The sequence below is a fragment of the Streptomyces sp. CoH27 genome (genome assembly GCF_020181035.1).
In the GTDB taxonomy this organism is placed as follows: Bacteria; Actinomycetota; Actinomycetes; order Streptomycetales; family Streptomycetaceae; genus Streptomyces; species Streptomyces camelliae.
The window spans coordinates 1-25,821 of record NZ_JAIQYY010000052.1 but is presented as its reverse complement, the minus strand read 5'-3'; the positions used below and the strand labels follow the sequence as shown (position 1 = coordinate 25,821).

General features: G+C 68.0%; 29 protein-coding genes and 2 pseudogenes. 15 read left to right on the top strand and 16 right to left on the bottom strand.

The window, feature by feature from the left end; all coding sequences use genetic code 11:
* Positions 1–112: 112 nt before the first annotated feature.
* Positions 113–610 (bottom strand): MarR family winged helix-turn-helix transcriptional regulator, encoded by a 498-nt coding sequence (locus LE548_RS42845; RefSeq protein ID WP_225102467.1) that lies wholly within the window; start codon positions 608–610, stop codon positions 113–115.
* A 67-nt stretch (positions 611–677) separates the two neighbouring features.
* Between LE548_RS42845 and LE548_RS42840 the strand changes: the two genes are divergently transcribed.
* The 4 genes from LE548_RS42840 to lspA all read left to right on the top strand — a co-directional run bounded on the left by LE548_RS42840 (position 678) and on the right by lspA (position 2,937).
* Positions 678–1,160 (top strand): MarR family winged helix-turn-helix transcriptional regulator, encoded by a 483-nt coding sequence (locus tag LE548_RS42840; protein ID WP_225102466.1) that lies wholly within the window; start codon positions 678–680, stop codon positions 1,158–1,160.
* A gap of 82 nt (positions 1,161–1,242) precedes the next feature.
* Complete coding sequence (locus tag LE548_RS42835; RefSeq protein WP_225102465.1) at positions 1,243–1,587, top strand: hypothetical protein; 345 nt, start codon at positions 1,243–1,245, stop codon at positions 1,585–1,587.
* On the top strand, positions 1,584–2,078 hold the full coding sequence (locus tag LE548_RS42830; RefSeq protein ID WP_225102464.1) for a transposase family protein: 495 nt from the start codon (positions 1,584–1,586) through the stop codon (positions 2,076–2,078). The genes LE548_RS42835 and LE548_RS42830 overlap by 4 nt, the downstream gene beginning before the upstream one ends.
* A 271-nt stretch (positions 2,079–2,349) precedes the next feature.
* Positions 2,350–2,937 carry a signal peptidase II gene (lspA, locus tag LE548_RS42825; protein ID WP_225102463.1) on the top strand — a complete coding sequence of 196 codons (588 nt, stop codon included), beginning with the start codon at positions 2,350–2,352 and terminating at the stop codon, positions 2,935–2,937.
* A gap of 168 nt (positions 2,938–3,105) precedes the next feature.
* On the opposite strand, the gene LE548_RS42820 is transcribed toward lspA, so the two are convergent.
* On the bottom strand, positions 3,106–3,927 hold the full coding sequence (locus LE548_RS42820) for a hypothetical protein (RefSeq protein ID WP_225102462.1): 822 nt from the start codon (positions 3,925–3,927) through the stop codon (positions 3,106–3,108).
* Positions 3,924–4,466, bottom strand: a complete 543-nt coding sequence (locus LE548_RS42815) for a hypothetical protein (protein ID WP_225102461.1) — start codon at positions 4,464–4,466, stop codon at positions 3,924–3,926. The genes LE548_RS42820 and LE548_RS42815 overlap by 4 nt, the downstream gene beginning before the upstream one ends.
* Before the next feature lie 31 nt (positions 4,467–4,497).
* On the opposite strand from LE548_RS42815, the gene LE548_RS42810 reads away from it, so the two are divergent.
* Entirely contained in the window at positions 4,498–4,689 is a 192-nt protein-coding gene (locus tag LE548_RS42810) for a hypothetical protein (RefSeq protein ID WP_225102460.1), read from the top strand.
* A gap of 390 nt (positions 4,690–5,079) precedes the next feature.
* On the opposite strand, the gene LE548_RS42805 is transcribed toward LE548_RS42810, so the two are convergent.
* Genes LE548_RS42805 through LE548_RS42790 form a run of 4 tightly spaced genes read right to left on the bottom strand, consistent with a single transcriptional unit; the run spans position 5,080 to position 7,710 of the window.
* Positions 5,080–5,241 carry a hypothetical protein gene (locus tag LE548_RS42805; protein ID WP_225102459.1) on the bottom strand — a complete coding sequence of 54 codons (162 nt, stop codon included), beginning with the start codon at positions 5,239–5,241 and terminating at the stop codon, positions 5,080–5,082.
* Between the two features lie 32 nt (positions 5,242–5,273).
* Positions 5,274–6,197: an ABC transporter ATP-binding protein gene (locus LE548_RS42800; protein ID WP_225102458.1), complete on the bottom strand. Its 924-nt coding sequence runs from the start codon at positions 6,195–6,197 to the stop codon at positions 5,274–5,276.
* Entirely contained in the window at positions 6,194–7,009 is an 816-nt protein-coding gene (locus tag LE548_RS42795) for a hypothetical protein (RefSeq protein WP_225102457.1), read from the bottom strand. The genes LE548_RS42800 and LE548_RS42795 overlap by 4 nt, the downstream gene beginning before the upstream one ends.
* Positions 7,006–7,710, bottom strand: a complete 705-nt coding sequence (locus LE548_RS42790) for a hypothetical protein (protein WP_225102456.1) — start codon at positions 7,708–7,710, stop codon at positions 7,006–7,008. The genes LE548_RS42795 and LE548_RS42790 overlap by 4 nt, the downstream gene beginning before the upstream one ends.
* 184 nt (positions 7,711–7,894) lie before the next feature.
* On the opposite strand from LE548_RS42790, the gene LE548_RS42785 reads away from it, so the two are divergent.
* Genes LE548_RS42785 through LE548_RS42770 form a run of 4 tightly spaced genes read left to right on the top strand, consistent with a single transcriptional unit; the run spans position 7,895 to position 11,181 of the window.
* The gene (locus LE548_RS42785; RefSeq protein ID WP_225102469.1) at positions 7,895–9,031 is read left to right on the top strand and encodes a sensor histidine kinase; all 1,137 of its coding nucleotides are present in this window, start codon (positions 7,895–7,897) and stop codon (positions 9,029–9,031) included.
* A complete protein-coding gene (locus LE548_RS42780; RefSeq protein ID WP_225102455.1) occupies positions 9,028–9,705 on the top strand; it encodes a response regulator transcription factor in 678 nt (225 codons plus the stop codon). Before LE548_RS42785 ends, LE548_RS42780 begins: the two co-directional genes overlap by 4 nt.
* Before the next feature lie 22 nt (positions 9,706–9,727).
* The gene (locus tag LE548_RS42775) at positions 9,728–10,171 is read left to right on the top strand and encodes a hypothetical protein (protein WP_225102454.1); all 444 of its coding nucleotides are present in this window, start codon (positions 9,728–9,730) and stop codon (positions 10,169–10,171) included.
* On the top strand, positions 10,111–11,181 hold the full coding sequence (locus tag LE548_RS42770) for a serine hydrolase (RefSeq protein ID WP_225102453.1): 1,071 nt from the start codon (positions 10,111–10,113) through the stop codon (positions 11,179–11,181). Before LE548_RS42775 ends, LE548_RS42770 begins: the two co-directional genes overlap by 61 nt.
* A 690-nt stretch (positions 11,182–11,871) precedes the next feature.
* Here the strand turns inward: LE548_RS42770 and LE548_RS42765 are convergent.
* Complete coding sequence (locus LE548_RS42765) at positions 11,872–12,774, bottom strand: carbohydrate ABC transporter permease (protein ID WP_225102452.1); 903 nt, start codon at positions 12,772–12,774, stop codon at positions 11,872–11,874.
* On the bottom strand, positions 12,774–13,664 hold the full coding sequence (locus tag LE548_RS42760; protein ID WP_374116258.1) for a carbohydrate ABC transporter permease: 891 nt from the start codon (positions 13,662–13,664) through the stop codon (positions 12,774–12,776). Before LE548_RS42760 ends, LE548_RS42765 begins: the two co-directional genes overlap by 1 nt.
* Here LE548_RS42760 and LE548_RS42755 point away from each other — a divergent pair.
* Positions 13,637–13,948: pseudogene (locus tag LE548_RS42755) on the top strand (integrase core domain-containing protein); the annotation flags it as partial. The gene LE548_RS42760 and the pseudogene LE548_RS42755 overlap by 28 nt on opposite strands.
* On the opposite strand, the gene LE548_RS42750 reads toward LE548_RS42755, so the two are convergent.
* Positions 13,945–14,574, bottom strand: coding sequence for a TetR/AcrR family transcriptional regulator (locus tag LE548_RS42750; protein ID WP_225102450.1), 630 nt, complete (start codon positions 14,572–14,574; stop codon positions 13,945–13,947). The pseudogene LE548_RS42755 and the gene LE548_RS42750 sit on opposite strands and share 4 nt — an antisense overlap.
* A gap of 90 nt (positions 14,575–14,664) precedes the next feature.
* On the opposite strand from LE548_RS42750, the gene LE548_RS42745 reads away from it, so the two are divergent.
* Positions 14,665–15,078, top strand: a complete 414-nt coding sequence (locus tag LE548_RS42745; protein WP_225102449.1) for a DUF4345 domain-containing protein — start codon at positions 14,665–14,667, stop codon at positions 15,076–15,078.
* 121 nt (positions 15,079–15,199) lie between these two features.
* On the opposite strand, the gene LE548_RS42740 is transcribed toward LE548_RS42745, so the two are convergent.
* From LE548_RS42740 to LE548_RS42730, 3 genes are all read right to left on the bottom strand, one after another.
* On the bottom strand, positions 15,200–16,336 hold the full coding sequence (locus LE548_RS42740) for a reverse transcriptase domain-containing protein (protein WP_225102448.1): 1,137 nt from the start codon (positions 16,334–16,336) through the stop codon (positions 15,200–15,202).
* A gap of 1,074 nt (positions 16,337–17,410) precedes the next feature.
* Positions 17,411–18,613 carry a transposase gene (locus tag LE548_RS42735; protein ID WP_225102447.1) on the bottom strand — a complete coding sequence of 401 codons (1,203 nt, stop codon included), beginning with the start codon at positions 18,611–18,613 and terminating at the stop codon, positions 17,411–17,413.
* Between the two features lie 256 nt (positions 18,614–18,869).
* Complete coding sequence (locus tag LE548_RS42730; RefSeq protein WP_225102446.1) at positions 18,870–19,787, bottom strand: NADP-dependent oxidoreductase; 918 nt, start codon at positions 19,785–19,787, stop codon at positions 18,870–18,872.
* A gap of 504 nt (positions 19,788–20,291) precedes the next feature.
* Between LE548_RS42730 and LE548_RS42725 the strand changes: the two genes are divergently transcribed.
* Entirely contained in the window at positions 20,292–20,858 is a 567-nt protein-coding gene (locus LE548_RS42725) for a dihydrofolate reductase family protein (protein WP_225102445.1), read from the top strand.
* 37 nt (positions 20,859–20,895) lie between these two features.
* Here the strand turns inward: LE548_RS42725 and LE548_RS42720 are convergent.
* Positions 20,896–21,102: pseudogene (locus LE548_RS42720) on the bottom strand (DnaB-like helicase C-terminal domain-containing protein); the annotation flags it as partial.
* Positions 21,103–21,209: 107 nt separating this feature from the next.
* Between LE548_RS42720 and LE548_RS42715 the strand changes: the two are divergent.
* Positions 21,210–22,331 carry a tetratricopeptide repeat protein gene (locus LE548_RS42715; protein ID WP_225102444.1) on the top strand — a complete coding sequence of 374 codons (1,122 nt, stop codon included), beginning with the start codon at positions 21,210–21,212 and terminating at the stop codon, positions 22,329–22,331.
* Here LE548_RS42715 and LE548_RS42710 read toward each other — a convergent pair.
* Entirely contained in the window at positions 22,325–22,933 is a 609-nt protein-coding gene (locus tag LE548_RS42710; RefSeq protein ID WP_225102443.1) for a DUF6417 family protein, read from the bottom strand. The two genes, LE548_RS42715 and LE548_RS42710, sit on opposite strands and share 7 nt — an antisense overlap.
* Before the next feature lie 365 nt (positions 22,934–23,298).
* A complete protein-coding gene (locus LE548_RS42705; RefSeq protein WP_225102442.1) occupies positions 23,299–23,562 on the bottom strand; it encodes a hypothetical protein in 264 nt (87 codons plus the stop codon).
* Between the two features lie 243 nt (positions 23,563–23,805).
* Between LE548_RS42705 and LE548_RS42700 the strand changes: the two genes are divergently transcribed.
* Together LE548_RS42700 and LE548_RS42695 are read left to right on the top strand one after the other, a co-directional pair.
* Positions 23,806–25,059, top strand: a complete 1,254-nt coding sequence (locus tag LE548_RS42700) for an IS256 family transposase (protein ID WP_225102441.1) — start codon at positions 23,806–23,808, stop codon at positions 25,057–25,059.
* A gap of 23 nt (positions 25,060–25,082) precedes the next feature.
* A complete protein-coding gene (locus tag LE548_RS42695; RefSeq protein ID WP_225102468.1) occupies positions 25,083–25,748 on the top strand; it encodes an HAD family phosphatase in 666 nt (221 codons plus the stop codon).
* Positions 25,749–25,821: the final 73 nt, after the last annotated feature.

Here is a 25,821-nt window from a genome sequence, read left to right as displayed (position 1 = left end):
ACCGCCACCTCCTACGAGGCAGCGGTCTCTCTCGCCTCATTCCTGCTCTGGGCAAGATCCGTTTGAAGACGGACCCTAAGTGTCCACCCTCATAAGCGACATCACCTCCACATCACCGCAGGTCGCATCGGCTTTCCGCCTGGACATCTTCACGCGAGCTGCTTGAGACACTTTCACGCGAGTCATCACGGGCGGCGAGGGCCGTCTCCACGTTGCGTGTCATGACGGACAGGATCCGCACCGTCTCCGCGTACTGCTCCGCGGTCAGGCCGTCGAGCACAGTCGCCCGAGTCTCGTCGATACGGGCTGCGGCCTTGGCGTGAGCGGTGCGGCCCGCTTCGGTCAGAGCCAGTGCGTCGCCCTCGGTGCGGCTCCAACCGCGCTCGGTCAGGTTGTCGAGTACTTCGCCCAGGTCCAGTGCGCCCTCCGCCCAAAAGGGGGCCAGCGCCTCGCGCAACTCGTGTGGCGTCCGTTTGCCACGGCTGAGGGTGTTGAGGACCTGCCAGTGGCGGCGGCCGAGACCTAGGTCGGTCAGGGTGGTCTCGAACTGGGTCTCCAGCAGGTTGTGCAGGTGCTTGAGCCAGTAGCCGATCGGCTTGGGCGCGTCCATCAGAATCCCTTCAACGAGATGCATGTAGAATCACATGTGATTGCCTTTTACTATGCATGGAGGACTCGTGGAGGGCAAAGCGAAGGCGCCCGAGGACCTTGTGGAGCGCGCCCTGACCGGACTGCGTCGGGCGCAGAAGCGGCGCGCGCTGGCCCGTCTGTCAGAGCGGCGAGGGGAACGCACCGGCCCATATGCCGCGCTGCCCGACGCAGTGTTTGAACTCCTGGACGCGGTCGAGGCGGCTTGCATCGCGCCCACCGTCACCGAGGCCGCCGGGGAGCTCGCCGTAGATCAGCCGCGGGCCAGCCGGCTGGCGGCTCAGGCGCTGGACGCGGGGCTGCTTCGGCGCGAAGCCGACCAGCGCGACGGGCGTCGCTCCCTGCTCGTCCTCACCGACGATGGCGCCGATGTCCTCGCGGCAGTTCGAAGCTTCCGACGCCGGATCATCGCCGAGGCGACAGCAGGCTGGCCCTCACGTGACCGGGACACGCTGGCCCGGCTGCTCACCCGCTTCGCGCAGGATTATGCGCAGGTGACCGCGCTCAAGTAGCACCGGAAGCAGCGTCAAGTGGCGTCAGGAAGCCGCATTAACCGGCCAGAACCGAGGTGCCCCCAGCGACTGTTGGAATTGTGTGTCGAAAACCAAAGAGCACGCCGGGGACACCGTGTCCCTGGTCTACCAGTGCCGCCTGCCGCTGTCCACGCGCACCCTGAACTACCTCGCCAACCTGCTGCGGCGCCATCTCAAGGCCATACGCTCCAGATGGCGGATGCTGCCGCCCGGGAGGATCGCGACCATCGTCCTGGCCGTGCTCCGGCACGACCAGCGGCTGGCCGACATGGCCGGCGGCAATGACATCTCCCCCACCACAGTTCGCCGCTGGCGCGATGAGCTGATCGCTCTGCTCGCCGCCCAGGCCCCGCGCCTGGACCGCGCCCTGAAGAAGATCGCCAGCAGGACGGTGAGGTCGTCTTGATCGACGGCACCTTCATCCCCACCCAGCGCCGCACCGGGAAGGCGAACCGTCCGAACTACTCCGGAAAGCACCACCGCCACGGCCTGCATGCCCTCGCCCTGACCGACGAAAAGGGCCGCCTGATCTGTATATCGGCCGCCCGACCCGGCCGTACCCACGACATCACCGCCGCCCGCCGCGACCACATCCTGACGCACTTGCGCGCCGTCGGCCTCGGCGCCCTGGCCGACCTCGGCTTTCTCGGCCTGGACGACGACGCGGATGCCCCCGTGGTCGTCACCGGCTTCAAAGCCACCCGCGCCCGCAAGCTCACCCCCGCCGAGAGACAGGCCAACTGCATCCTCGCTGCCGGACGCGCCCCGGTCGAGCACGGCTTCGCCCACCTGAAGAACTGGCGGATCCTCACCAAACTACGCACCGACCCCGCCCGCGCCACCCACCTCCTGCGCGCCCTCCTCGTGCTGACGAACCTCGACGCCGTTGCCGGATGATCTACACCCAGACAGCCGCCCACGACCAGCACGAGCACCCCGAACCGGCGCCACACCAGCACCCTGACCAGCTACTTCAAGATGGCGCAGCTTCAATGAACCCTCGCCAACTTGAATCCGCCGGTAAAAGGGCTGGTGTGAGGGGTACTTACGCTGGTCGTCGGCGGCAGTCTGCGGAGCAGATCGTTTGTCAGCGGTTGACTTCGAGGTTCGCCTAAACGAGCAAGGCGCGCAGGACTAATGTGGTGTTGTCCAGGGCGGCTCGGCATCCATGGAGCGGATCATTACTACCCACCATGCCTCGCAATCCCAGTCCGAGACCGCGACGCGTGCTGTTGGCAAGCGCGCCCTGGCTCTGACCGCTCTGCTGACGGCGGCCGTTCTCACCTATGCCTTGGATCTCGGCAGCAAGCTTGTGGCTGTCTCGCGGTTGGAAGGCCAAGAGCCCGTTGCCATAGCGGGCCACGTGCTTACGCTGCAGGTGTTCCGTAACTCGGGTGCGGCTTTCAGCAGTGGCCAGACCTTCACTGCCGTGTTCACGGCGATTGCGGTCGCGGTTGTCGTGGTCATCACCCGTGCCGCGCGTAAGCTTCAGAGCCTTCCCTGGGCTGTCGCCCTGGGCCTGCTACTCGGGGGCTTGCTCGGCAATCTGACTGACCGGATCTTCCGGGCGCCCGCGGTCTTTCGCGGGCACGTCGTCGACTTCATCTCCGTCGAGCACTTCGCGGTGTTCAACCTCGCCGATTCGGGCATTGTCTGCGGCTGCGCCCTGATGGTCCTCATGTCGATCCGGGGCACTTCCCTGGACGGCTCAGCCCCGCAGGATCGGCAGGGCCGGGGCGTTCTCTCCCCGCGGTGAGATGCTCCAGAACCGAGACCGCGACCGCCGCGCATACACGGACACGGCGGACAGTTGTTCGAAGCGAGTGCTGTGGCATGGGCAGGACCGCGTACGAGGGCGACAGCTGCACAGCAAAGTCTCCGCCAGGGCCGCACCCGACGCTGATCGCGCGGGTCGGCTTCCCCCTCAGGAGTCGGGTTCCAACCCGTAGGACGGCGTTTTATCGACAGGCGTTTCGTCGGCTGGGGCTCGCCGACGGCGCAGTCTTCGCGGGTCGAGGGCTTCACCGAGCGGTGCCGCGATACTGCTCGCTGTCATGGTGTGGCCGACGATCAGTATCGCGAGGGGCACCTTTTCGCTCAGTGTGCCGGGTGCGGGCGGTCGGGATCCGAGCCGGGGCTCAGCCCTTCCCAGAGGATCGAACGTGACCTGCACGGTGCGGCCGACTTGTGGGTTTTCGTCGACGTCGGCAAGGACGTTGATCGTCTTGCCGTCGCCGAGACGGACATCGGTGTCGACTCCTCGGATGCTGCCGCTGTCGCCCCTGTCGACCTCGGCCTTCGTGATCACGCCCGTGCTCGTCACCCCTCGGTCGTGCAGCGTCTGCTGGTCGTCCGCCCACGCGCCAGACATGACGCCAATGAACAAGCCGCTGAACACGACAACAACGCCGACGAAGCAGACCACAGCCTTCCATTTACCGATCTGGTTGACCCGATGCTGCTTGGCATACCGAAACATCCGCCAAGGCAGGCCGAGATAGACCGGCATGCAGCCGAATATGAGAAAGATGTCGAGAGGGTGGTAGCCCTCGTGCCAGACGAACAGCACGAACCGCAGCGCCAGCAGCGAAATCCCCAACGGAACAGCTGCCGCCAGGGCGCACCACACCGACCACAGCAGCGCCCGCGCCGCCCTCCGCGCCAAGATGCCCCCCATCCCGCCAGAGTGACCGTCGCCTGGCACATCCGCAAGATCCCGGCCCACCCGGAGCCCGTCGCGCGTCACGCCTCGACCTCGGGCGGCGCCTTGTCGACGGGCGCATCGTCGACTACTAGCGCGTGCCGGCGGCGCAGTCTTCTCGGGTCGAGAGCTTCGCCGAACCTCCCCGCGACACTGCTCGCGATCACGACACTTCCGGCGATCATCACCGCGAGGAACACCTTCGGCACTCGTCCCCCAGGTGCGGCCGGCCGCGGGCCGAACAGCGCATCGACCCTGTGCAGCGGGTCGTAAATGACCTCCACGGTGCTGCCGACCCCCGGGCCGTCACCGGAAACGTTGATCGTCGTGCCGTCGCCGAGACGGACCTGGGCCATGTCGTCGTCCCTGGTTTTGGTGACTACGCCCACGCCTGTCACCCCGCGGTCGTGGATGGCCTGCTGGTCGGCGTCGTGGCCACCGAGACTGCCCGTGCCCCAGTAGCCGACGGAGAGGAGAACAACCCCGGCCCAGCCAGCAACGCGGTGCCGCGAGGTGTCCGAGAACAGCACGGCCCCGGCGATGAGCATGAGGACCTGCAGACCGATCGCGAACAGGGCGGCCACAATGGGGTGCCCCCCGCGCCACAAGTCCAGCATGAACCGCAGCGACAGCAGCGAGACCCCCGCCGGGACGGCTGCCCCCAGCGCGCACAGCACCGTCCACCACAGCGCCCGCGCCGCCCTCCGCCATGGTTCCCCCCATCCCGCCAGCGTGGCCGACGGCTGGGGCATCCGCAAGATCCCGACCCGCCCGGAGCCCGTCGTGCCTCACGCTTCGACCGGATGACAGAACGATTGCTGAGTGGGCGGCTGTGACATGCCGCCTGCCTCCCATGTGGCAACCAGGCTGCTTCAGCCCGGCTCCTTTGCCAGCCTCTCGGCTTCGCCGGTGACAACTATCGAGGGCCTGTCCGGAGGACCATGGGTCTGTGGCGCTGCCGTAGTCTCCAGGGTCATGTTCGAGTGGTGCCAGTAGATATGCACAACGAGGTTGTTCTGACCTGGAGTGTTTCCAAAGAGTAGCGACATGGGTGCGTAGGATGAGCGGCTGGGCGGGGACGTGGACGCCTAGGTTCGGGGTCGGTTGGCCGCCTCGCATCACCAACAGGCCTCCCCTGAGGGCAAGGTCCACCCGAGCGCCACGGGAGGCGCCAACCGCCGTGTGCTCGGGTGGTGTTCAACGACGTTGGCGGCGGTTGCGCACCAGGCGGACGACGTAGATGGGGGCGCCGATGATGGCGGCGATGACGAGGGCCCAGAACACGAAGTAGGCGGGGCCGGGGTGGAAGCCGGTGGTGTTGGCGGCGGCCAGGACGGCGGCGAGCGGCTGGGGGTGCATCTTCTGCTCCTAGGGTGTCGGTGGGGCGGAGGTCAGACGACGCGCAGGTCGGGGCCGGGCTGCTGGGTCCGCTCCAGGGCGGTGTCGTGCATCAGGGCGATGTAGCCGTCCTCGACGGTGGCACTGACGCTCTCCGCGTCCGGGGCCGGGGCGCCGGAGCTGATGACCCGGTAGGTGGTGCCGGTGATGCTCGGGGCGACGTTGACCGTGGGCAGCGTCGGCACCGGGGCGGTGGCCGGCTGGGTGAGGTGCCACACCATGCCCTCGGCTCGGGTGGCGAGGTCGCCGATGGCACCCTGGAAGGCGACGTGCCCGCGCTCGATCACCACGACGTTCGGGCAGGTCTGCACGATGTCGTCGACGATGTGGGTGGAGAGCAGCACCGTCCGGTCGCCGGCCAGCCTGGCGAGCAGGCTGCGGAACCGCAGCCGCTTCTCGGGGTCCAGCCCCACGGTGGGTTCGTCGACGATCAGCAGCCGGGGGTCGTTCAGGATGGCCTGGGCGATGCCCACACGGCGCTTCATGCCGCCCGAGTAGCCCTTCACCTTCCGGTTGGCGACATCGCTGAGCGAGACCAGTTCGAGGACCTCCTTGACGCGGGCGCGGCGGGCGCGCCGGTCAGTGATGCCCTTGAGCAGCGCCATGTAGTCGAGGAACTGGCTGGCCGTCAAGTCCGGGTACAGGCCGAGCTCCTGGGGGAGGTAGCCGGTGGTGGCCTTGACCTCTCGGCGCTGGCTGCGCGACGTGAGCTCGATGCCGTCCACCGCGAGGATGCCCGAGGTCGGCAGCAGCACCCCGGTCAGGACCCGCATGAAGGTGGTCTTGCCGGCTCCGTTGGGGCCGAGCAGACCGACCATGCGCGCGGGCAGGCGGAGATTGATGCCGTCGAGGGCGCGGACCTCGCCGCGCCGGAAGGTGACGGTCAGATCGGTGATGGTCACGTTGGGCGCGGTCATGACGGGCTCCTCTTGGTGAGCACGAGCTGGGTAATCACGAGGGCGGCGAGCGCCATGAGCAGGAGGAAGGCGATGCTGAGGACGGCCTCGCCGCCGGTCGGGTTGATTCCCCGCTCCCTGGCGTCGAGCAGGAAGCCGTGGAACCAGGCACCGGACGGGTATTCGCCGATGGCTTCGAAGGGCGTGCCGGCGGGGGTGGGGATCCCGTAGCGCGGGCCGACCATGTTGCCCCAGATCCAGTAGCCGAACAGACCGATCCGGTACAGCACGGGCCCGGTCAGGTGCGGGATGGTGACTGAGCAGGCCGAGATGAAGACCAGCCCGGGAAGGATGATGGCGGCGAACGCCGCGAGGCCGACCGGGATCACCCCGGCCCCGCGCTGGGCGATCAGGTAGCCGAGCAGGCCCACCCAGGCGACGGCGACCGGTGTGATGGTCGCCGCGCCGGCGCCGATGGCCTTGCCCCACAGGCGCGGGCCGATGCCGGTGGGCGTCGAGGTCAGGAGGTCGTCCAGATCCAGCCGGGACTCCCGCCGGACGCGGTCGGCGAGGACGGCGCCGACGCCGATCGGGCACAGCTGGATGAAGTTGTTCGCCCAGTCCGCGACCAGCGTGGCGTGGTCCGTGGTGCTGGTGAAGCCGGGCGGGAAGAGCGCTGCGCAGCGCAGCCCGATCAGCCCGATCACGACCACCCAGACTGCCGGGCGGCGCACCTGCATCAGGTACTCGTAGCGGGCGGCCACGACGGTCTTCGCCCACCAGCCGCCATGAGTCGTTGTCGGCGCGGCGGTTCGCTCAAGGACGGCGGTCATGCGGCATCGCTCCCCACAAAACGTTCGGGACGCCCAAGTAGCAGGCCGGCCGCGATCCCGGCGACGACGCCGACGGCGGGCAGGGCGATTCGGTTGACGGTCCATTCGTGCGCCGGGACCTTGGCCCCGATGCCCATGAACAGGTACTGCGCCCGCAGCACCGTGTTGCCCCGGATGGCGGGCCCCATCAGCTCCTGGGCCAGCCAGAGGCCCCCGATCAGGCCGCTTGCGGCGCCCGAGCTGCGCAGGCCGATCGCGGTGAGCATCGCCAGTGCGACCAGCCAGAGCATCGGCGGGGCCCACACCAGGACGTAACCGCCCGTGCCCTGCCCCACGGGCCATGCGTTCAAAGCGCGGAACACGACGGCGTCCACCAGCGTGACCAGGGCCGCTGGGACCACCACCAGGCCGACACGCAGGAACAGCACCCGGCGGTAGACCGTGGTGGTCATCACCAGCTCGGCGCCGGAATCACGCCCCACGATCGAGGAGGCCGCGACGGCGGTGCCGAGCGGGGCGAAGCCCGCCAGGACCGCGCCGGCGGCGAGGTTGAGGTGCTCCGCGCTGGCCCCGGTGGCGTGCATGACGATCACCAGGATCGCGCCGCCCAGCGTTGCCGCCAGTGCCGTCATCGGCGGGGCGATGCCGATGACCCGCAGCTCCAGACGGAGGCGGGCCCAGGTGGACCGGTTCACGTCCACCTGCCGGCTCGTACGGGGCCCGCGTCGCCGCAGGGTGTGTCAAGGTCTCGTTGCATGCCGTCAAGCCTGCTCACGCCGACCGGGGCTCGTACCGGCCAAAAGTACTGATCGGGCGGATCGGAGCAGTCCTTTTGGCCGGTACAGCGGCCGCGACCGGTTCCGTAGCCTGAGCACTGTGAGTGTGATGGAACGGCTGGTCGCACTGGCCGCCAGACGAACCAACGTCCTGCTCGGGCTCGCCTTCGCGGGGGTGCTGGCAGCGACGGCCTACTGGCATGCCGCCCACGCGGGCGGCCGGGGCTGGTTGCTCGACTGTGGTATCGGTGCGGTGGTGTGCGTCGCGGCGCTGCTCCGGGAGCGCGACCAGCTGGTCGCCGTGGTCGTCGGCCTGTCCGTCGCGGCTGCCGTCGTCCTCGCCGCCGGCATGGGGTATATGACCGGCCAGCCCGGCGTTGCCGCGTCCCTGGCGCTGACCGTCCTCGCAGGCTCGGCGGTTCGGGTCCTGCCGCCATGGCGAGCCGCCGTGGTCGCCGCGGCCGGGCTCGCGGTCACGGTGCTCGGTCGGCTCGTGACCACCTCACAGGCCGTCGGCATGTTCCACGTGGGCGTCCAGGGCTGGTTGGCCGGCCTCGGCACGGGGCTCATCCTCCGCTTCCTGGAGCATCTCCGCCGGAGCGCCGTCGAGGCGGTGCGGCGAGACGAACGCCTGGCCCTGGCTCGGGAGTTGCACGATGTCGTCGCCCACCATGTTTCCGGCATCGTGATGCATTCCCATGCCGCCCAGATCATGCTGCGCAAGCAGCCCGATCTCCTCGGCGACGCCCTGGCGGACATCGAACGCTCGGGCATCGAGGCCATGGACGCCATGCGACGGGTGGTTGCCCTGCTCCGAGACGCGGAGGACGGCGCTGCCGTCACCGCGGGAACGGAGCAACTCATCGACCTGGTCCGCCGTTTCGAAGAGCACGGACCGTCCGTCGACCTCCGGCTGCCCACCGCAGCGCCGACCTGGCCACCCGTGGTCACCACCACCGTGTACCGGGTCGTCCAGGAATCCCTGACCAACATCGCCCGCCATGCCCGCGGCGCCCGTGCGGCCACCGTCACCATCTCCCAGGACAGCACGGACATCACCGTCGAGATCGGCAACGATGCTCCGCCGCACACCCCCATCCGCGCTTCCCCGCGTGGCGGCTACGGCCTGGTCGGCATGCGCGAGCGCATCGAGGCACTGGGCGGTACGCTCAACGCCGGTCCGCGGCCCGGCACCGGCTGGTCGGTACGGGCCACCCTGCCCCTGCAAGCCGGAGACCGCCGATGAGCATCAGCGTGCTGGTCGCCGACGACCAGGCCATGATCCGCACCAGCCTGCGCCTCATCCTGGAGGACGAACCCGACATCACCGTCGTCGCGGAAGCACGCGACGGTGCCGAGGCCGTCGACCTGGCCCGCCGACTACGGCCCGACGTCTGCCTCATCGACATCCGGATGCCCCGCCTGGACAGCATCGACGTCACCCGCGGACTCGCCGGCCCGGGCATCGCCGACCCACTTCGGGTCGTCATCGTCACCACCTTCGGACTCGACGAATACGTCTACGGCGCTCTCCAGGCCGGAGCCCTCGGATTCGTCCTCAAGGACGGCGACCCCACCCTGTTCGCCGCCGCCGTGCGGGCTGCCAACGCCGGGGACGCCCTGATCTCCCCGTCGATCACCCTGCGCCTGCTTCGCAACCTCACCCCCATCAAGACCTCCCCCGCCCTCCAGCCCGAACCCCCGCTCACCGACCGGGAAACCGACGTCATCCGCGCCGTCGCCCGGGGCCGCACCAACCAGGAGATCGCCGCCGCCCTCTTCATCTCCGTCAGCACCGTGAAGGGCCACCTCGCCGCGATCCAGAACAAACTCGGAGCCCGCAACCGCGGCGAGATCACCGCCTGGGCCTGGGAATCCCACCTCATGCCGGGCAACGCAGATCAACGGAACGACACCTGATAGCACCAGCGCAGGGTTCGGCATGGGTCCCGACGAGACGTCGCAGGCACTGAGTGGTGTCACCAGGGAAACCCAAGGGCACAGACTTCGCCGTCGCGCGGGCGAGACCGTCGACGTTGTCGAGGCGGGCGAGTACCGAGAGTTCGATTTGAAGCTCTACTACCGGGAGAATTGGCTGGCCGGCGTCGTAGTCGATGCGCTGCGAGGACCCCAGGTCTTCGTGGAGAGGGAAGCCCTGGTCGGCCGAGTCCCCTCCGTTCTGGAACAGTGGATGATCGGCCGTGCCGAAGCCCGCGAGCCGCAACCGGAACTCTCCTACCTGGACCCCGGAGTTCCTGGGTCGGAATCGCTGGGCCTTGTTCTGGATGTACAGCGCGCGCGGGCGCTCGCCTGCTCACTCGACCGGTGTTCGTGCCCGGTAAGGCACTGGATGCGCTGGGGATCACCGGCGTCCAAGCACGGGTGACCACCGGCCCCGGCCGTGATCTGATCGCCACCAGCAGGGTCGCCGAGGCGGGCACGAACGGTCCAGTTCCCCCCGACGGCTACTTCCGGATGGCCAGCACCGGCAAGGCGCTCGTGGCCACCGTGGTCCTACAACTGGCCGACGAGGGCAAGCTGTCGCTCGGCGACACCGTGGACCACTGGCTGCCCGGTCTGGTGGACGGCAACGGCAACGGCGGACGGCGGATCACCATCCGCCAGCTCCTCCAGCACACCAGCGGCATCCACGACGACGACCTTCCCGGCTACACCACCCCGCAGGAGTACGACGAGCGAAGGTACGACACCTACACACCCGAACAGATCGTCGCGCTGGCGATGAAGCACCGCCCCGACTTCCCGCCCGGCACGGGATGGAGCTACTCCAACACCAGCTATGTCCTGCTCGACATGATCATCGAGAAGGCCACAGACCGCCCATGGCACCACGAGGTCGAGGGCCGGGTCCTGAAACCCCTCCGCATGGGCCATACCTACCTGCCGGGCAACACCCCCACACTTCGCAGTCCGCACGCCAACGGCTACCAGGTCTTCCCCTCGGGTGAACGGGTCGACGTCACGGAGCAGATCCTCCCCGACCCCGGCGGCTACGTCTCCACCACTGCAGACGTCAACCGCTTCTTTAAGGCCCTGCTAGGTGGCAAGCTGCTGTCCCCGGCACGGCTGGCCGAGATGCGGGACACCGTCCCGGTCAACAAGGAGATCCAGGCGTTCTGGCCACACGGACGCTATGGCCTCGGCCTGGTCGAACGGCCCCTGTCCTGCGGCGGAAACTACTGGAGCCACGAAGGCGGCAACGGCGGCTACATCACCCTGAACGGCACCACCGACAACGGCAGCCGCACCGTCACCGTCTCCATGTCTACGGCCCTGGGCAACTCGCCCGACAACGCACTCCGGCAGGAGCAAGCCGCCAGTAACCTCGTCGACCACGCGCTGTGCGACGGCCCTGGCAACGGACAGGACACGTAAGGGTCGATGGACGCGGCCCAGCCAGTGATCGGATCCCGCCGGCCGAAATCGTGCCGCGACCTGACCTACCGTCAACCCAGGCCCGCCGACCTTCCGCGGGCGAGTCAGCCGCCTGTCCCCACATCGTTGACCAGCTCAACCGACTGGACACAAGAGTAGGGTGGCAGCCACGATCTCGTGGTGGTCGAAGTCGGGCCAGCGTTCGCCGGCCCGAGGAAGAACCAGCCGCCACCGCGCAAAGCCCAACCGGACTGAGCTGTCCACTCGGCAACCAGCGCAGCAGGGCCACCAGCCTCTCCCCCGAACGGCACGAGCAACTGACAGCAATCGGCATGCGCTGGGCGTAGCCACCGGCGACGTCCCACCATCGTGCCCGCCGCCGGTCGTTGCGTCAGGTCATCGCCAGTAGACGTGAATGTGCCGCACCACTACGTCCATGACGAGCCACAAGGCCAACCACTGTTCCCGAGAGGTACGTCGACGAGGCCCGCTCCCTGCCCCGAGCGGAACGGTCGGCCGTCACGCCGCCCGCTCCGCTCGGGTTCACTTTGGCGTCGGCGGTCGGCTCAGACCGGCCGACAAGCTGTGGCGATCACCAAAGCTGCGACGTCCAGGACGAAGAGCGTAGGTCCTTGGCGTCCGCTAACGACTGCCAGGACTTCTGGACCGCCGTAGGCGCTCGTCACCTTCTCATTTGCCGAAGCCAGCGGTGAGTCCGCCGATGAGCTGGCGGCGGCCGAGGATGTACAGGGCGAGGATCGGCAGCGTGGACAGGACCACCGCGGCCAGGATCGCGGGAGTGTTGATGGTGAACTCGCCCTGGAAGCTCCACACGAACAGCGGCAGCACCCGTTTGTCGGGGCTCTGGGTGAGGATCAGTGGGAAGAGGAAGCCGTTCCAGACGTTCGGGGCCTCGTAGATCGTGACGGTGATCAGGGCGGGCCGTGACAGCGGCAGGGCCAGGTTCCACAGCATGCGCCAGTGCCCTGCGCCGTCCGCGCGCATGGATTCGTACAGCTCGTCGGGGATGTCGCGCAGAAAGTTGACAAGGATGATCACGGTGAGCGGGATGGCGAACGCCGCCGAGGGCAGCACGATCGCCAGCAGGGTGTCGTACATGTGCGCCTTGGCGATCAGGTAGTACACCGGGATGATCGTGGCCTGGAGAGGGATGGCGAGTCCCAGCAGGAAGACGCTGAAGGCCCAGCGCAGGGCCCGGCTGGTGCCGCGGACGATGGCGTACGCGGCGAGGAAGGACACCACCAGGGTCAGCAGTGTCGCGCCGAGGGTGACCAGGGCGCTGTTGAGGAGGTAGTGGGTGAAGCCGTTGTCCAGGACGAGGCGGTAGTTGTCCAGGGTGGGGCTGGTGGGCAGGGCGAGCGGGTTGGCGTCGAAGAAGCCCTCGCGGGTGCGCAGGCTGGTGACGACGGCCCAGTAGACCGGGACCAGGACGATCAGCAGCCACACGAGGCCGCCCAGGGCGCCGAGGGGGTGGCTGCGGCGCAGGCGGGCCATACGGCCGGTGCTTCCCGTGGTCGGCGGTGCCGGGCGGGCCGTGGATTCGGTGGACGGGGCGTGGGAGAGCGCGGACATCACATTCCTGCCTGCTGGCTGCGCATCCGGTTGAAGCCGGAGAACCGGAGAAGGGCGAGGGAGAGGAGCAGTCCTGCCAGGACGAGCACGACGGAGATGGCGCTGGCCAGGCCCATCTGGTTGCTCTGGAAACCGGTGATATGCATGTCGAGGGGCAGGATGCGGGTGGCGTAGCCGGGGCCGCCGCCGGTGAACACGAAGACGAGGTCGAAGTAGGTGAGCGAGCCGACGACCATCAGCGTCGAGGACGTGACGATGGTGTAGCGCAGCTGCGGCAGGGTGATGTGCCAGAACTGGGCGAGCCGGCCCGCGCCGTCGATCGACGCCGCCTCGTACAGGGAGGCCGGGATCTGCCGGGCTCCGGCCTGGTAGAGCAGCGTGTGGAAGGGCACGAACTGCCAGGCGATGACGAAGGCGACGGCGTAGAAGGCGAGTTGGGGATCGCCCAGCCAGTCCTGGTTCAGCACCGGGAAGTTCAGGGCCGCGCCCAGGCCGAAGTTGGGGTCGAGCAGGTTCTTGAAGATGACGGCGATGGCCGCCGTGGAGATCAGCAGCGGGACGAAGTAGAGGACCGCGAGCAGGGCGCGGTAGCGCTGCCTGCCGGCCACGAAGACGCCCAGCAGGAGACTGAGCGGGGTCTGCACCGCCCAGGAGACCACCATCAGCTTGAGGGCGAGCCACAGGGCGTGCCGGGTGACGCCATTGGTCAGCGCCTCTCGCCAGTTGCCGGTCCCCGCCCACGCCGGGCTGCCGAGTCCGTCCCAGCGGGTGAAGCTCAGACAGACAACGATCGCCATCGGTACGAGGGAGAAGAGGGCGAAGAGCAGCAGGGCAGGCAGGGCCATGACGAAGGGCGGCCCGCATCGAACGGGTCCTGACGGACAACGCATGGCCCTACCGCAAGAGTTTCGCCTGGCGGCAGGCCCTGGCCGACCTCGGCGCGATCGGCAAGCTCACGCGCATCTACCGGCCGCAGACCAACGGCAAGGTCGAACGCTTCAACCGCACCCTGCTCGATGAGTGGGCCTACCTGCGGCCCTACGCCAGCAACGACGAACGCACCGCCACCCTGGCAGACTTCCTCCACATCTACAACCACCACCGCTGCCACACCACACTCGGCGGCCACCCACCGATCAGCCGCGTGAACAACGCTTCAGGTCAATACACCTAGGCACCCGCGCCGGGCCCTTGTGGCGGCCAGTCGGAGGCGGGGTCCTCGGCGAGCAGCGGCCGGAGGGCGCCGAGGACCGCGCCGATGCAGATGTCGCGCAGCTGGGTGCGGGTACAGGTCTCGTGGGTGAGCCAGTCGACGCAGAGGACCTGGACGAAGACCAGCCAGCTTTTCAGGACGCCCGACACGGCTTCGCGGGCGCTCTCGTCTGCGAGCGGGAGTACGGTCAGCAGCCGCGCACGGAGCGCGTCCAGCTCATTCGTCATGATCGTCTGGATCACCGGGTCGCCCGCGAGGACCCGGTTCGCGGCGAGAACGGCGTTGCGGTTCGCCACGAAGTAGTCGAGATGAACGTCCATACCCTGGATGAGCTGTTCGACCAGGGAGTCGGCGGGGTCGAGTCGCGTCTCGGCAAGCAGCTGGTCCGCCGCCTGCTGGTAGACGGCTGCGAAGAGGGCGCGCTTGCTGGGGAAGTGACGGTAAAGCAGGGCCCGGGAGACACCGGCCTCTTCGGCGACCTCCTCCATCAGCACGTCGGCGTACGGGTGTGCGGCGAAGAGCCGTGCGCCGACGGCGAGGAGTTGGGCGCGGCGGTCGGCGGGGGTGAGTCGCTGGCGGGTAGGCACGAACGAAGTGTAGTTGACATGCGTCTACTAGCGCCTTCAATGTAGTAGACGCATGTCAACTAAGCTCCGCCCAGACGGCTTGGAGGGATTATGGCCAGGGCTCTGCGCATACTCACACAGCTGATGGGCTGGGCCTGCGTGACGATCGGCCTGTTCCACGTGGCACTCGGCAACGCGGCGATCCCCGGCGCTGGTCACGCTGGCTCGACGGTCGACAGCTGGGGCCGGTTCATGGGGGCCAGCTTCGTCGGTTACGGGCTGGCCTGGCTCTGGGCCGCGCGGCAGCGTCCGATCCCAGCTCCGGCGGTGCGGTGGCTGGCCGGCGTCTTCCTGCTGGGCGGCGTGGGCCGACTGCTCTCGCTCGCCGTGCACGGCTGGCCGCAGTGGTTCCAGATCACGCTGGCGGTGATCGAGCTGAGCCTGCCGCCGATCTTCTTTTGGCTGGCCGACGCAGAGGAGCGGGTCCTCCGCAGCGACTTGGAGGCCGTGCCTGCCGGGCGGTGAACTCGTTGGGTCGGGGACGAGACGCCGTGCACCCTTGCAGGTGTCGGTCTTCCCGTCCCCGCCCGCCGAACCGGACGTGCCCGTTGGCCGGGCATCCGGCTCTCCACGTGATCCGAGAGGGTCAGGTGAGGCGTTCGCTGACCTGGCCGACGAAGGCCATGCCGTCGTGGTCGGTCCGACGGAATCGCGTTCCATCGGGGTCGACCTCGTCGATGTTCCATGGTGTGCTGATCTGCGCTCCACGGTAGCGGTAGCGTTCGACCCGTATCTTCGCCGGGTTGTAGAGGACCATGCGGTCCTCGGCGATGCGGTCCGTTCCGTAGTAACGTCGCCGCAACTGCTTCCAGGTCAGGTGAGGGTGCTTACGGCGAATCCACCGAAGCATTCTCCACCACGCGTACCAGCCGAGGTAGGAGAACGTCTTCTTGGATGCGCCGTAGCGGAAGTAGCCTGCCCAGCCCCGCAGGACCGGATTGACCTTCCGCAGCACCTCCGCCAACGAGAGCAAGGTCGTTCCCTGCCCCGTCAGCCTCTTGATCTTGTGCATCACCGATGCCAGCGCCTGCTTTGCCGGAATCGTCAGCACGACTCGACGTCCGTCGCCCCGGATCTTGCTCTGGATGTGAAAGCCCAGGAAGACGAAGCCGTCGTCGATATGGGTGATGTGTGTCTTCTCGGCCGAGAGGGTCATCTTCAGCTTGTTGGCCAGCAGCTCGCCGATCTGCGACTTCAGCGCTTCCGCGTCTGACCGGGTGCCGTGCACGAGCACGACGAAGTCGTCGGCGTAACGCACCAGTCGAAAGTTCGGCAGTCCCTTCTTGCGCCGGTACTGCCTGCGCCAGCGCGGACTCATCTCCTCGTTCCAGAGCCGGGCGAAGTGCCGGTCCAGGACGGAGAGATAGATGTTGGCCAACAACGGTGAGGCGACCCCGCCCTGCGGAGTTCCGTTCAGACTGTCCGCAAAGCCACCGTGCAGTTCGACGACTCCGGCCCGCAGGAACGCACGGACCAGACACAGGACCTTCCGGTCCTTGATGCGCTCTCCCACCAAGTCCATCAGGACGCGATGGTCGACGTTGTCGAAGCATGCGGTGATATCCCCTTCCACCACCCACTCGTAGGAGAGGCTGGTGAGATGGTGGATCTCGGCGATGGCATCCTGAGCCCGACGGCCAGGCCGATACCCGTAACTGGACGGGTAGAAATCGACCTCGAAAATCGGCTCCAGAACCAGCTTGAGGGCCACCTTGCGCGACACGGTCGCGCAAGGTGGGGATCCCCAGGTAGCGGACCTTGCCGCCCTTCTTGGGTATTACCGCCTGCTTGACCGGCAGCGCGGTGGAGGATCCGTCCTTGAGCGAGGAACGCAGTTCCTCCAGGAACGGAATCACCCCGTAGTCCTCGATGTGATGACGCATCACCGCGTCCACGCCCGCCGTTCTGGCACCCCGGTTGCCCGACACCCGCTCCCAGGCCACCCGCAAGGTGGACCGGTCGCAGATCAGGTTGAACACGTCGCCGAACCGGCGTTCCGGCTCGGCCCTTGCCCATCGGTGCAGCTTGAGCTGATGTTCGAGTACCCGTCGCTCGGCCGCGAAAATGCTCGGCCACGATATCGACGGCGCGTCGCTATTCAACAACGCTCCTCCCCGGCAGCAGCACCACTGCTATCACGCTGTCGCCCTTCCCCATGCGGCCGGCTTTCCCGACCTCGAAGTACTACGGCGACTCCGCCACGATCCGGCGCCATCAGTGAGCGTCGCACCTGCCCACCGCCCGGCTGGCTGCCGGACGGGGAGGGCGACACCGGATCGCTTCCCACGTTCACTGAGGATCTCTACGACGGCTTCGGCGCCCAGTTCTACCCCGGCGGCATCACCGCGGACCGCACATCGCAGTCTTGGTCCGGGCCTCCGACCACTCAGAAGTGCGGTCGGAGAGGAGAGGCCATCGGACAGAGCGCTCTCCAGTACCGCAAAGCGACCCATCCACCAGATTCGGCAGGCCGCTGACGACTCACGGGGCTTCAACCACTGGTTCTGTTTCCTTACACCCATTCCGTCTTCGCTTGCAGGCACGGACCGCCTGGTGGTCTCGGTCCGCCCCTACGTTGTCGAGGCTGCTTCCGGCCTCACCCCCGACCTGGGGATCAGCCTGCCTCCAGCTTCAACCGGTCACTGCGATGACCAGCGGTGGGCTCCTCCTCCCACTCGATTCCTCAGCGCCTCGTGGCGCACACCCGAACTCGTCCAGATCGAACACACGGGCGGGGAAGCTGACGCTGCCGGTGAGGAATTACGGGCTCTGCCGGCGATCTTGTGACGGACCCCGTTCATGGGCTGTGAAGGATGCGTCTGCGGAGCAGGTCGAGTTTGGCCCGGCCGAACCCCATGCGCTTGAGGAGCTTGACTCTGCAGACATGGCCTTCAACCTGGCCGGAGCTCCATGGGCTGCTGAGGCCGGCAGTGACGGCGTCGAGGTCGCGGCGTAGGCCGTTGACCAGGGAGTGCAGAGCGGGAAGTTCGTCCTGCGTGACCCGGTCCATCCAGGCTGGGAGCTGATCACCACGGAGATCACGCATCATGTCGGCGAAGTCGCGGACGTGGCGTGCGACGGCGTCGAGGTGCGGACAGGCGGTTCGGATCTCTTTGAGTTCTGCCGCGTCGGCGTCGGCGAGGTGTCCGGGGTCTGTCATGATCCAGCGCACCACTCGGCGGGGCTTCGGTGCCGGCCGCGGTTCGGGACGCGGCGCCGAAGGGTGCTTTGGCCTGGGGCTATGGGGCTTCTTGAAGGGGCGGAAGTAGCGGCGCACGCTCTGGACGTCGCCGGTGAAACCCTGCTCGCGCAGTTCGCGGTGGAGCTGGGGAATGTCGTGGCAGCCCTCGTTCCACCGCTGGTGCAGGTAGGGCTTGTGCGGGTCCAGGATCGAGGTGCGGTTGACGGCCTTGACCAGGAGCTCGTCCAGGCTCTGGGCACCGGCGAAGCGTCGCACTGTCGAGTGGTCCAGCCGCAGTTCGCGGCGGATCGCGGCCAGCGACAGCCCGGCAGCCAGCCGTTGCTGTACCGCTTCGTACCGCTCCGTCGTGCGGGCGACCAGCCGCTGCGGTTGCCCCAGGACATCGAGCGTGCCGTCGGGCGGGTCGAACGGCTCGGCTTCGACTGGCGGCGCCGTGGTGGCCAGGGGCTTCGCGGACGACTCCTCGGCGACCGGGGGCGTGGCGAACACGGCCCGGATACATGGGTAGTGAGTACCGACGGTCTTCTCCACGGCCTCGGCGAGGTTCCGCCACAAATGCCAGGCGTCCGCGACCTGCTGTGCCTGTGGAGCGCCGGAACGCGCGCCCTCGGCATAGGCGCCGGCCCTGTCGCGGCAGATGACCGCCACCTCTGGATGGCCGCGTAGCCAGTCGGCCAGCGGATCGGCGTCCCGGCCGGGAAGGACGTCGAGCGGACGGCGGGCCTCCAGGTCGACCAGGAGGGTGGCATAGGTGTTGCCCTTGAGCAGGGCGAAGTCGTCGATCCCCAGGACCCGCACGCCTTGTCAGGTGGGTCGGGTATCGCGCGCAGAAGGTTGAGGAGCGTGTCCTTGGCGACCCGGATCTTCAACGCGGCGGCCAGCCTGGCCCCGGGGCGTCCGGCCAGGAAGAGCGCGATGGAGGTGAGCGCGTCGCGCAAGTGGGGTGTATCGGGCATGCGGTCTGGTCAGCCCCGGAATCTGCTCGGTGAACGCCCCCGACGAGATCACCGGCGGTCGTCCAGCCCACCACTGCTGTTGGCCCATTCCAGGGCGCTCAGGGGCGCACTCGAATGACGGTCTTGCCCTTGCGCCGCTCGGTCGGGTTGAGCGCAGGGACGGCGTCGTCGAGGGTCGCGACGGTTCCGATGTGCGTGCGAAGGCGCCCGTCCCGCACCCGGTCGACGATCTCCACCAGCTGACTCGGAACGGACTCGACGACGAAGTCGACCGCCAAGCCGTCGGCAGGGCGAGCCTCAACAGGTCCGACCACCGACACCAGCGTCCCGCCAGGCCGGATGATGCTCGCCGAGCGCCTCTGGATGTCAGCGCCGATTACATCGAAGACCACGTCGACCCCGCCGATGTCTTCGAGATCCTCGTCGTCGAGGTCGAGGAACTCGTTCGCGCCGAAGTCGAGCGCCGCCTGGCGGTCCGCCGCCCGCCCGGTACCGATGACGTAGGCGCCGAACTCCCGGGCGAGCTGCGTCACCACGGACCCGACTGCGCCGGCGGCGCCGTGTGCGAGGACGCTCTGCCCCGCCTGGAGACGGCCGTGCTGGAACAGGCCTTGCCATGCGGTCAGGCCGGAGATCGGCAGGCTCGCGCCCACCGTGAAGTCGACGTTGCCCGGAAGCGGCGCCAGGTTGCGTGCTTCCACGGCCGCATACTCGGCCAGGGTTCCATCGCGGTGCCAGTCCGTGATCCCGAACACCCGCTGTCCCAGCGAGAGTCCCGTCGTGCCGTAGCCGAGGGAGGTGACCACTCCGGCGAACTCGTGGCCGATGATCGCCTGGGCTCGATCGCGACCGGCGCGATCGACCCACGTCGAGGGCCACTCCCACTCCGCGGGGACGAAGCCCGACGCATGGACTTCAACGACGACGTCGTTGATCGCCGGCATCGGCTCAGGCCGCTCCGCGAGTGTGATCCCGGCTGCTTCCGCGGCCTGATCCGTCGCGACGATTGCCTTCACTGGTACCTCCGTATATCTCGTGCTCGCCGGCTCTGTGCGCCGCCCAAGCCATGGAGTGGGCTGATTAGCCCACGGAGGAACGGCAACAAGATCCGTCATGACAGACGGATGGACCGCGGAAACGCGTCGAGTCCAACCGGAGCTCGACGAGCACCACACACCCAGGGCAGCAACACCCACTCACGCGCTAGTCTCACGGCGATGTCGTATACGACATCGGTACGACACGGCTCGTGCGATTACGACATCAGCCGTAAGACCCAACAGGTTCGTGTGGGGTCTCGCCGCTCGTGACATGCCGATCTTGCGTGACCTGGCAGTCTCAAATCCGTGGCATTTCCTCGCGAGGGCGAGGTCGAGATCAGGCGGCTTGCCCGTGTCGGCGGAGTACGCCACGCTGAGCCCCGAGTACGAGGACTACCGGCGAGCCCAGATCCCGCACCGATGAGTTTCCCGCGCCGCGCTGGTCCATACGCCGGACACCCGCGGACGGAAGGCTGGGCCATGCGGAAACTGATCTACGGCATGAACCTGACCCTGGACGGCTACATCGCTGCGGCCGGCGATGACATCGGCTGGAGCGGACCGCCGAGCGACGAACTGTTCCAGTGGTGGCTCGACCACGAGCAGGCGAGTGGCCTGTCGCTGTATGGGCGCAAGCTGTGGGAGACGATGAGTTCCTACTGGCCGACCGGCGACCAGCAGCCCAACGCCACCCCGGCGGAGATCGAGTTCGCGCGGAACTGGCGGGACACGCCGAAGGTGGTGTTCTCCTCGACGATCGACAAGGTCGACTGGAACACCCGCCTGGTCACCGGCGACGCGATCGCCGAGATCAGCCGGCTCAAGGCCGAGGACGGCGGCCCGATGAACATCGGCGGCGCAACGCTCGCCGGGGCGGCCATGCGCGCCGGGCTGATCGACGAGTACGCGATCGCCGCCCATCCGGTCCTGGTGGGCGGCGGCACGCCGTTCTTCACCGCACTGGACAGCTGGGTGAACCTGAACCTGGTGGAGACGCGGGCGTTTCCCGGCGGCGTGGTCCTGACCAGGTACGAGACGAGGCGCTGAGCAGCAGCACCCAACACGCTTTAGTCTCACGGTGATGTCAGGTCTGTGCCATGTCGACGACGCGGGCGTAGTGGCCCTGGAAGGCAACCGTGATGGCGGCGGTGGGCCCATCGCGGTGCTTGGCGATGATGAGGTCGGCTTCGCCGGCGCGGGGTGATTCTTTCTCGTAGGCGTCGTTGCGGTGGATGAGGATGACGACGTCGGCGTTGTCTTCGAGGGCACCGGAGTCGCGCAGGTCGCTGAGCACGGACCAGGCTCGCCACCTGGGCCGTGGCCACCGGGCACGCCGCGGCACTCGCCATCGGCACCCCGCCCCTCGCCGGTCTCCCACCTGAAGGGTCCGGTAAACCTGTGCGTTTCGCCAGCTACGACGAAGGCCTGACGTGGTTCGACAACGAACGGCAGAACCTCACAGCCATTCAGAGATCCGCCGCCCAGGCTGGACTCCACCGCCTCGTGTGGCAACTCGCCATAGTCCAGGCGGAGTTCCGCATCGTCCGCTACCAATTCGATGACTTCCTCGCCGTACAGCAACTCGCCCTCGCGGCCGCGCGGGCCTCCTGCGACCAGGCCGCCGAGGCCTTGATGCTGTCGGAACTCGGCAGCGTCTACTGGAGGATGGACCGCCTCGACGAAGCAGAAGACAGCTGCCTGAGGGCACTGCAGATCTACCGCACTGTCGTCGATCCCACCCGCGAGGGCACGACTCTAGTCGAGTACGGCGCGGTCCAGGCCCAGCGCGGGAACAACGAGCGCGGCGTCGCTCTGTTCACCCAGGCCCTCGACCTGCTCCAAGGCGAGGACGCGCGCCGGCCCCGCGCGAGAGCGCTGCAGAACCGGGGCGTGCTTCAACAACGGCTGGGACACCTCACTCACGCCGTCGCGGACACCCGTCAGGCGCTCGCGATCTACCGGTCTCTGGACGACCGCCGCGGCCAGGCCGTGGCCATCGGCAACCTCGCCTGGTTCCACCTCGTAGACGCGGACCTCGACAGCGCATTCGATCTCTACCGCGAACAGCAGCACATCGCCCTTCTCCTCACCGACACCTTCCTTCACGCCGACGCACTCTTCGGCATCGGCGAGACGCACGCCACCGCCGGCCGCTTCGAAGAAGCCCGACACGCCTGGCAGGAAGCACTTCGCCTCTTCGAGCACATCAACCACCCCCGGGCGGCCCAGGCGCAGCAGCGGCTCGACGCCACCGAGCCCCAGTGGACGATCCCCTGGACGCCGACAGACTGGGCCGCCCCCGGCGCCATGGAAACACCAGGGACCGCCACGGCCCCGCAGAGGGAGGCCGGAAAAGAGCACGAAGGCGGTGCCGACAAGGCAAACAATCCCGGGACTTGCCCGCTCTCTCCTGCCGACCGCCCCGCCTCTGACCCGAAAACAGAATGCAGACGCCGAAGCGCCACCACTGCGGCACTCGGGGCGATACCCCGCCTCTTCCCGAGGGTGCCGGGTCAGTGAAGCCGGGCCGACCGGAGGCTGCCCGTCGACCGGTCCATGCGCACGACGACGTCGTACTCCGGGGCGAACCGGTTCGCCTCGGCGACCGACCCGCACACCGCGCGCGGGTAGAACGCGTACGCCACCGACTCCATCTGCTCCCCGGTCAGACACAGCGACCAGCGGTTGGCCGGACCGTCGAACACCGCTCTGCGCACCCGCTCCACCAGACCCCCCGCCGGCGCCACCCGCAGCCGCTCCGCGGCACCGACATACACCCGCAGGGCGTCCATCTCCGCCGGCCGCAACTCCACCAGTTGTTCATCCGCCATCGGCTCCGCACGATGCCGGGCTGGGGCGGGGCTGGCCTCGGCGTAGGTCAGCACGTCGTGACCGAGCCCGGTGAGACGAGCCGCCCACAGGATCGGGTGGCCCTCAAGCGCGGACAGCTCCGCACGCATCTCCCGATCGGCTACTTCCGCCAGCCCCTGCCCGGCAGCAGTCTCCACCGCCTGCTGGTGCTGCGGCAGCACATCGCTGGACAGTACCCAACCCCAAGCGGCCTTCACCTCACGCTCGCGCAGCGCCCCAAGCGCCTCGAAGCACGACTTGCTGCCCCTCACTCTCCGCCCCTCCCTGCCATCGCCGACACCGGTGAACCGACACCGTAGAAGCCAGACCCCGGCGGAGACACGGAAACACCCAAGAGATCAGCGACACGGTTGGAGGAGCAGGTAGGACGGGCGGGGGTCGGGATCTCGTCCGGCTCGCCATACCTCTCAGTGCGACGCACTGAGCGCGCTGAGGGCGTCGCATGGCTGTACTGGCTGGGGTGGAGGGCGCGGGGTCGTACGCCGAGGTGTCGTACACGGGTGTTCTTCATCGAGCCAGTGCGGACGGGGCGGGCGGGGAGCAATGCCGCCTCCCCCGGAACGACACGGCCGTGCCGGGGAAGGGGGTCGATCAGCGTGCGGTGCTCTTGCGTCGGCTAGCGGACGACGCGGATGGTCACCGGCGCGGAGATGCGGTCGGTCTTCACGTGCCGGTGGTGCGCGTCGGTCGAGTACAGCACCGAACGGAACTGCAGCTCGTCCGTGCGGGTGGCCTTGACGTTCGCGCGCGCATTGCCGTTGAAGCTCCGCGCGACGGCGTGCCAGTGGCCCCAGTGGCCGGATCTGCCGGACCGCTCCTGTATAGCGAGGATGGTGTACCACTCGGCGTCGTCGTCACCCTGGCCGCGTACCTTGACCACGTGGCCAGCATGCACTGTGTGGGGGGGCCTGAATCGAGATGTCGCCCTTCGCGAACGCCGGGGATACCGCCAGTGCCGCCGAGGCCACACCCAGCATGCCGACTACCGCGAGCCGCTTCAGAGCAATGCTCAGGACTTGTGGATCAGCCCCTCGGGAGCACGCGACGGGCGTACCTTCCAGGGTGATTGATCGAGAAGTCACCGAGCAGACCCGCGTTGAGTGCAGGTCAGGAAGGTTCTCCCATGCTGAGCGCAGTCACCGCCGAGGGTTCCATCGAGTCCGGTTCTCTGATCGACGAGATCGTCCGCGAGGGCGCCCGTCGGATGCTGGCCGCCGCGCTGGAGGCCGAAGTCAACCAGTACATAGCCGAGTTGGCCGCTGAGAGGGACGAGCGCGGACACCGCCTGGTGGTCCGCAACGGCCACCACCGGCCCCGCACCGTGGTCACGGCCGCGGGCCCCGTCGAGGTGCAGGCACCGCGGGTCAACGACCGCCGCGTCGACGAGGCCACTGGCGAACGTAGGCGGTTCTCCTCCAAGATCCTTGCCCCGTGGTGCCGCAAGTCCCCGAAGATCTCAGAGGTGCTGCCGCTGCTCTACCTGCACGGACTGTCGTCCGGGGACTTCGTCCCGGCGCTGGAGCAGTTCCTCGGCTCGGCAGCCGGGCTGTCGCCAGCGACCGTGACCCGGCTGACGAGGCAGAGGACCGACGACCACTCCGCCTTCCAGGAGCGGGACCTCGCGGACCGCGACTTTGTCTACGTGTGGGCCGACGGCGTGCACCCCAAGGTGAGGCTGGGCCAGGCGCACTCTTGTGTGTTGGTGCTGCTCGGGGTGCGGCTGGACGGCACCAAGGAGCTCATCGCCCTAGCCGAGGGCCTGCGGGAGTCCACCGAGTCGTGGGCCGACCTGCTTCGGGACTGCCGCCGCCGCGGGATGCGCGATCCCGAACTGGTCATCGGTGACGGAGCGATGGGCCTGTGGAAGGCTCTCGCCGAGGTGTTCCCGGCCGCCCGGCACCAGCGCTGCTGGGTTCACAAAGCCCGGAATGTCGCAAACTGTCTCCCGAAATCTGCGCAGCCCAGTGCGACGAAGGCGATGCAGAAGATCTACAACGCCCAGGACCGCACCCACGCTGAGAAGGCGATCGAGGCCTTCGCGAAGACCTACGGCGTCAAGTGGCCCAAGGCCGTCGCGAAGATCACCGACGACCGGGGCGAACTGCTGGCGTTCTACGACTTCCCGGCAGAGCACTGGATCCACCTTCGGACAACAAACCCCATCGAGTCCACGTTCTCCACGGTCAAGCTACGGACCAAGGTCACCCGCGGTGCCGGCAGTCCCGCCGCGGCCCTCGCGATGGTGTTCAAGCTGATCGAGTCCGCCCAGGCCCGCTGGCGTGCCATCACCGGAGCCTCCCTCGTCGCCCTGGTCCGCTCCGGCGCGACGTTCAAAAACGGCGTCCTGATCGAGCGCGAGGAGGTCGCCGCAGCGTGAACAGCAAGGCCTATGCTGCGGGGATGATCAAGCCCATTGAACTCGTCATATTCGACTGCGACGGCGTGCTGATCGACAGCGAGCGCATCGCCGCTCGTGTCCAGGTCACCCTCGGGGCCGAGCTGGGTTGGCCGCTGACCGAGAACGAGGTCGTTGACCGGTTCATCGGGCGCTCGCACGCCGCCATCCACGAGCAGGTCGCCGACCGGCTCGGCCCTGACACGGCCGCGGTCTGGTCGCAGAGGTTCGAGGAGTTCCACCGGGAGGCCGTCGACGCCGAGCTTGCCCCCATCGACGGCTTACCGGAAGCACTCGACGCGCTCACCCTGCCGACGTGCGTCGCCTCCAGCGGCTCCCACGACAAGATGCGGCACACCCTCGGCCGCACCGGGCTCTACGAACGCTTCGCAGGCCGCATCTTCAGTTCCACCGAAGTCTCCCGCGGCAAGCCCGCCCCGGATCTCTTCCTGCACGCCGCCCAACAGATGGGCGTCGATCCCGAAGCCTGCGTGGTGGTCGAGGACAGCCAGCCGGGCGTCCGCGCTGCCCGCGCCGCCGGCATGCGAGTCTTCGGCTACGCCGGTGGACTTACCCCGGCCGAACGCCTCGAAGGTCACGACACCGTCGTCTTCTACGACATGCGGAAGCTTCCGGCTCTGATCGCCGGGCTGCGGCCCCCTCTCAACTAGGGTCCGTCTTCAAACGGATCTTGCCCAGAGCAGGAATGACGCGAGTGTGACCGCCGCTTCGTAGGAGGTGGCG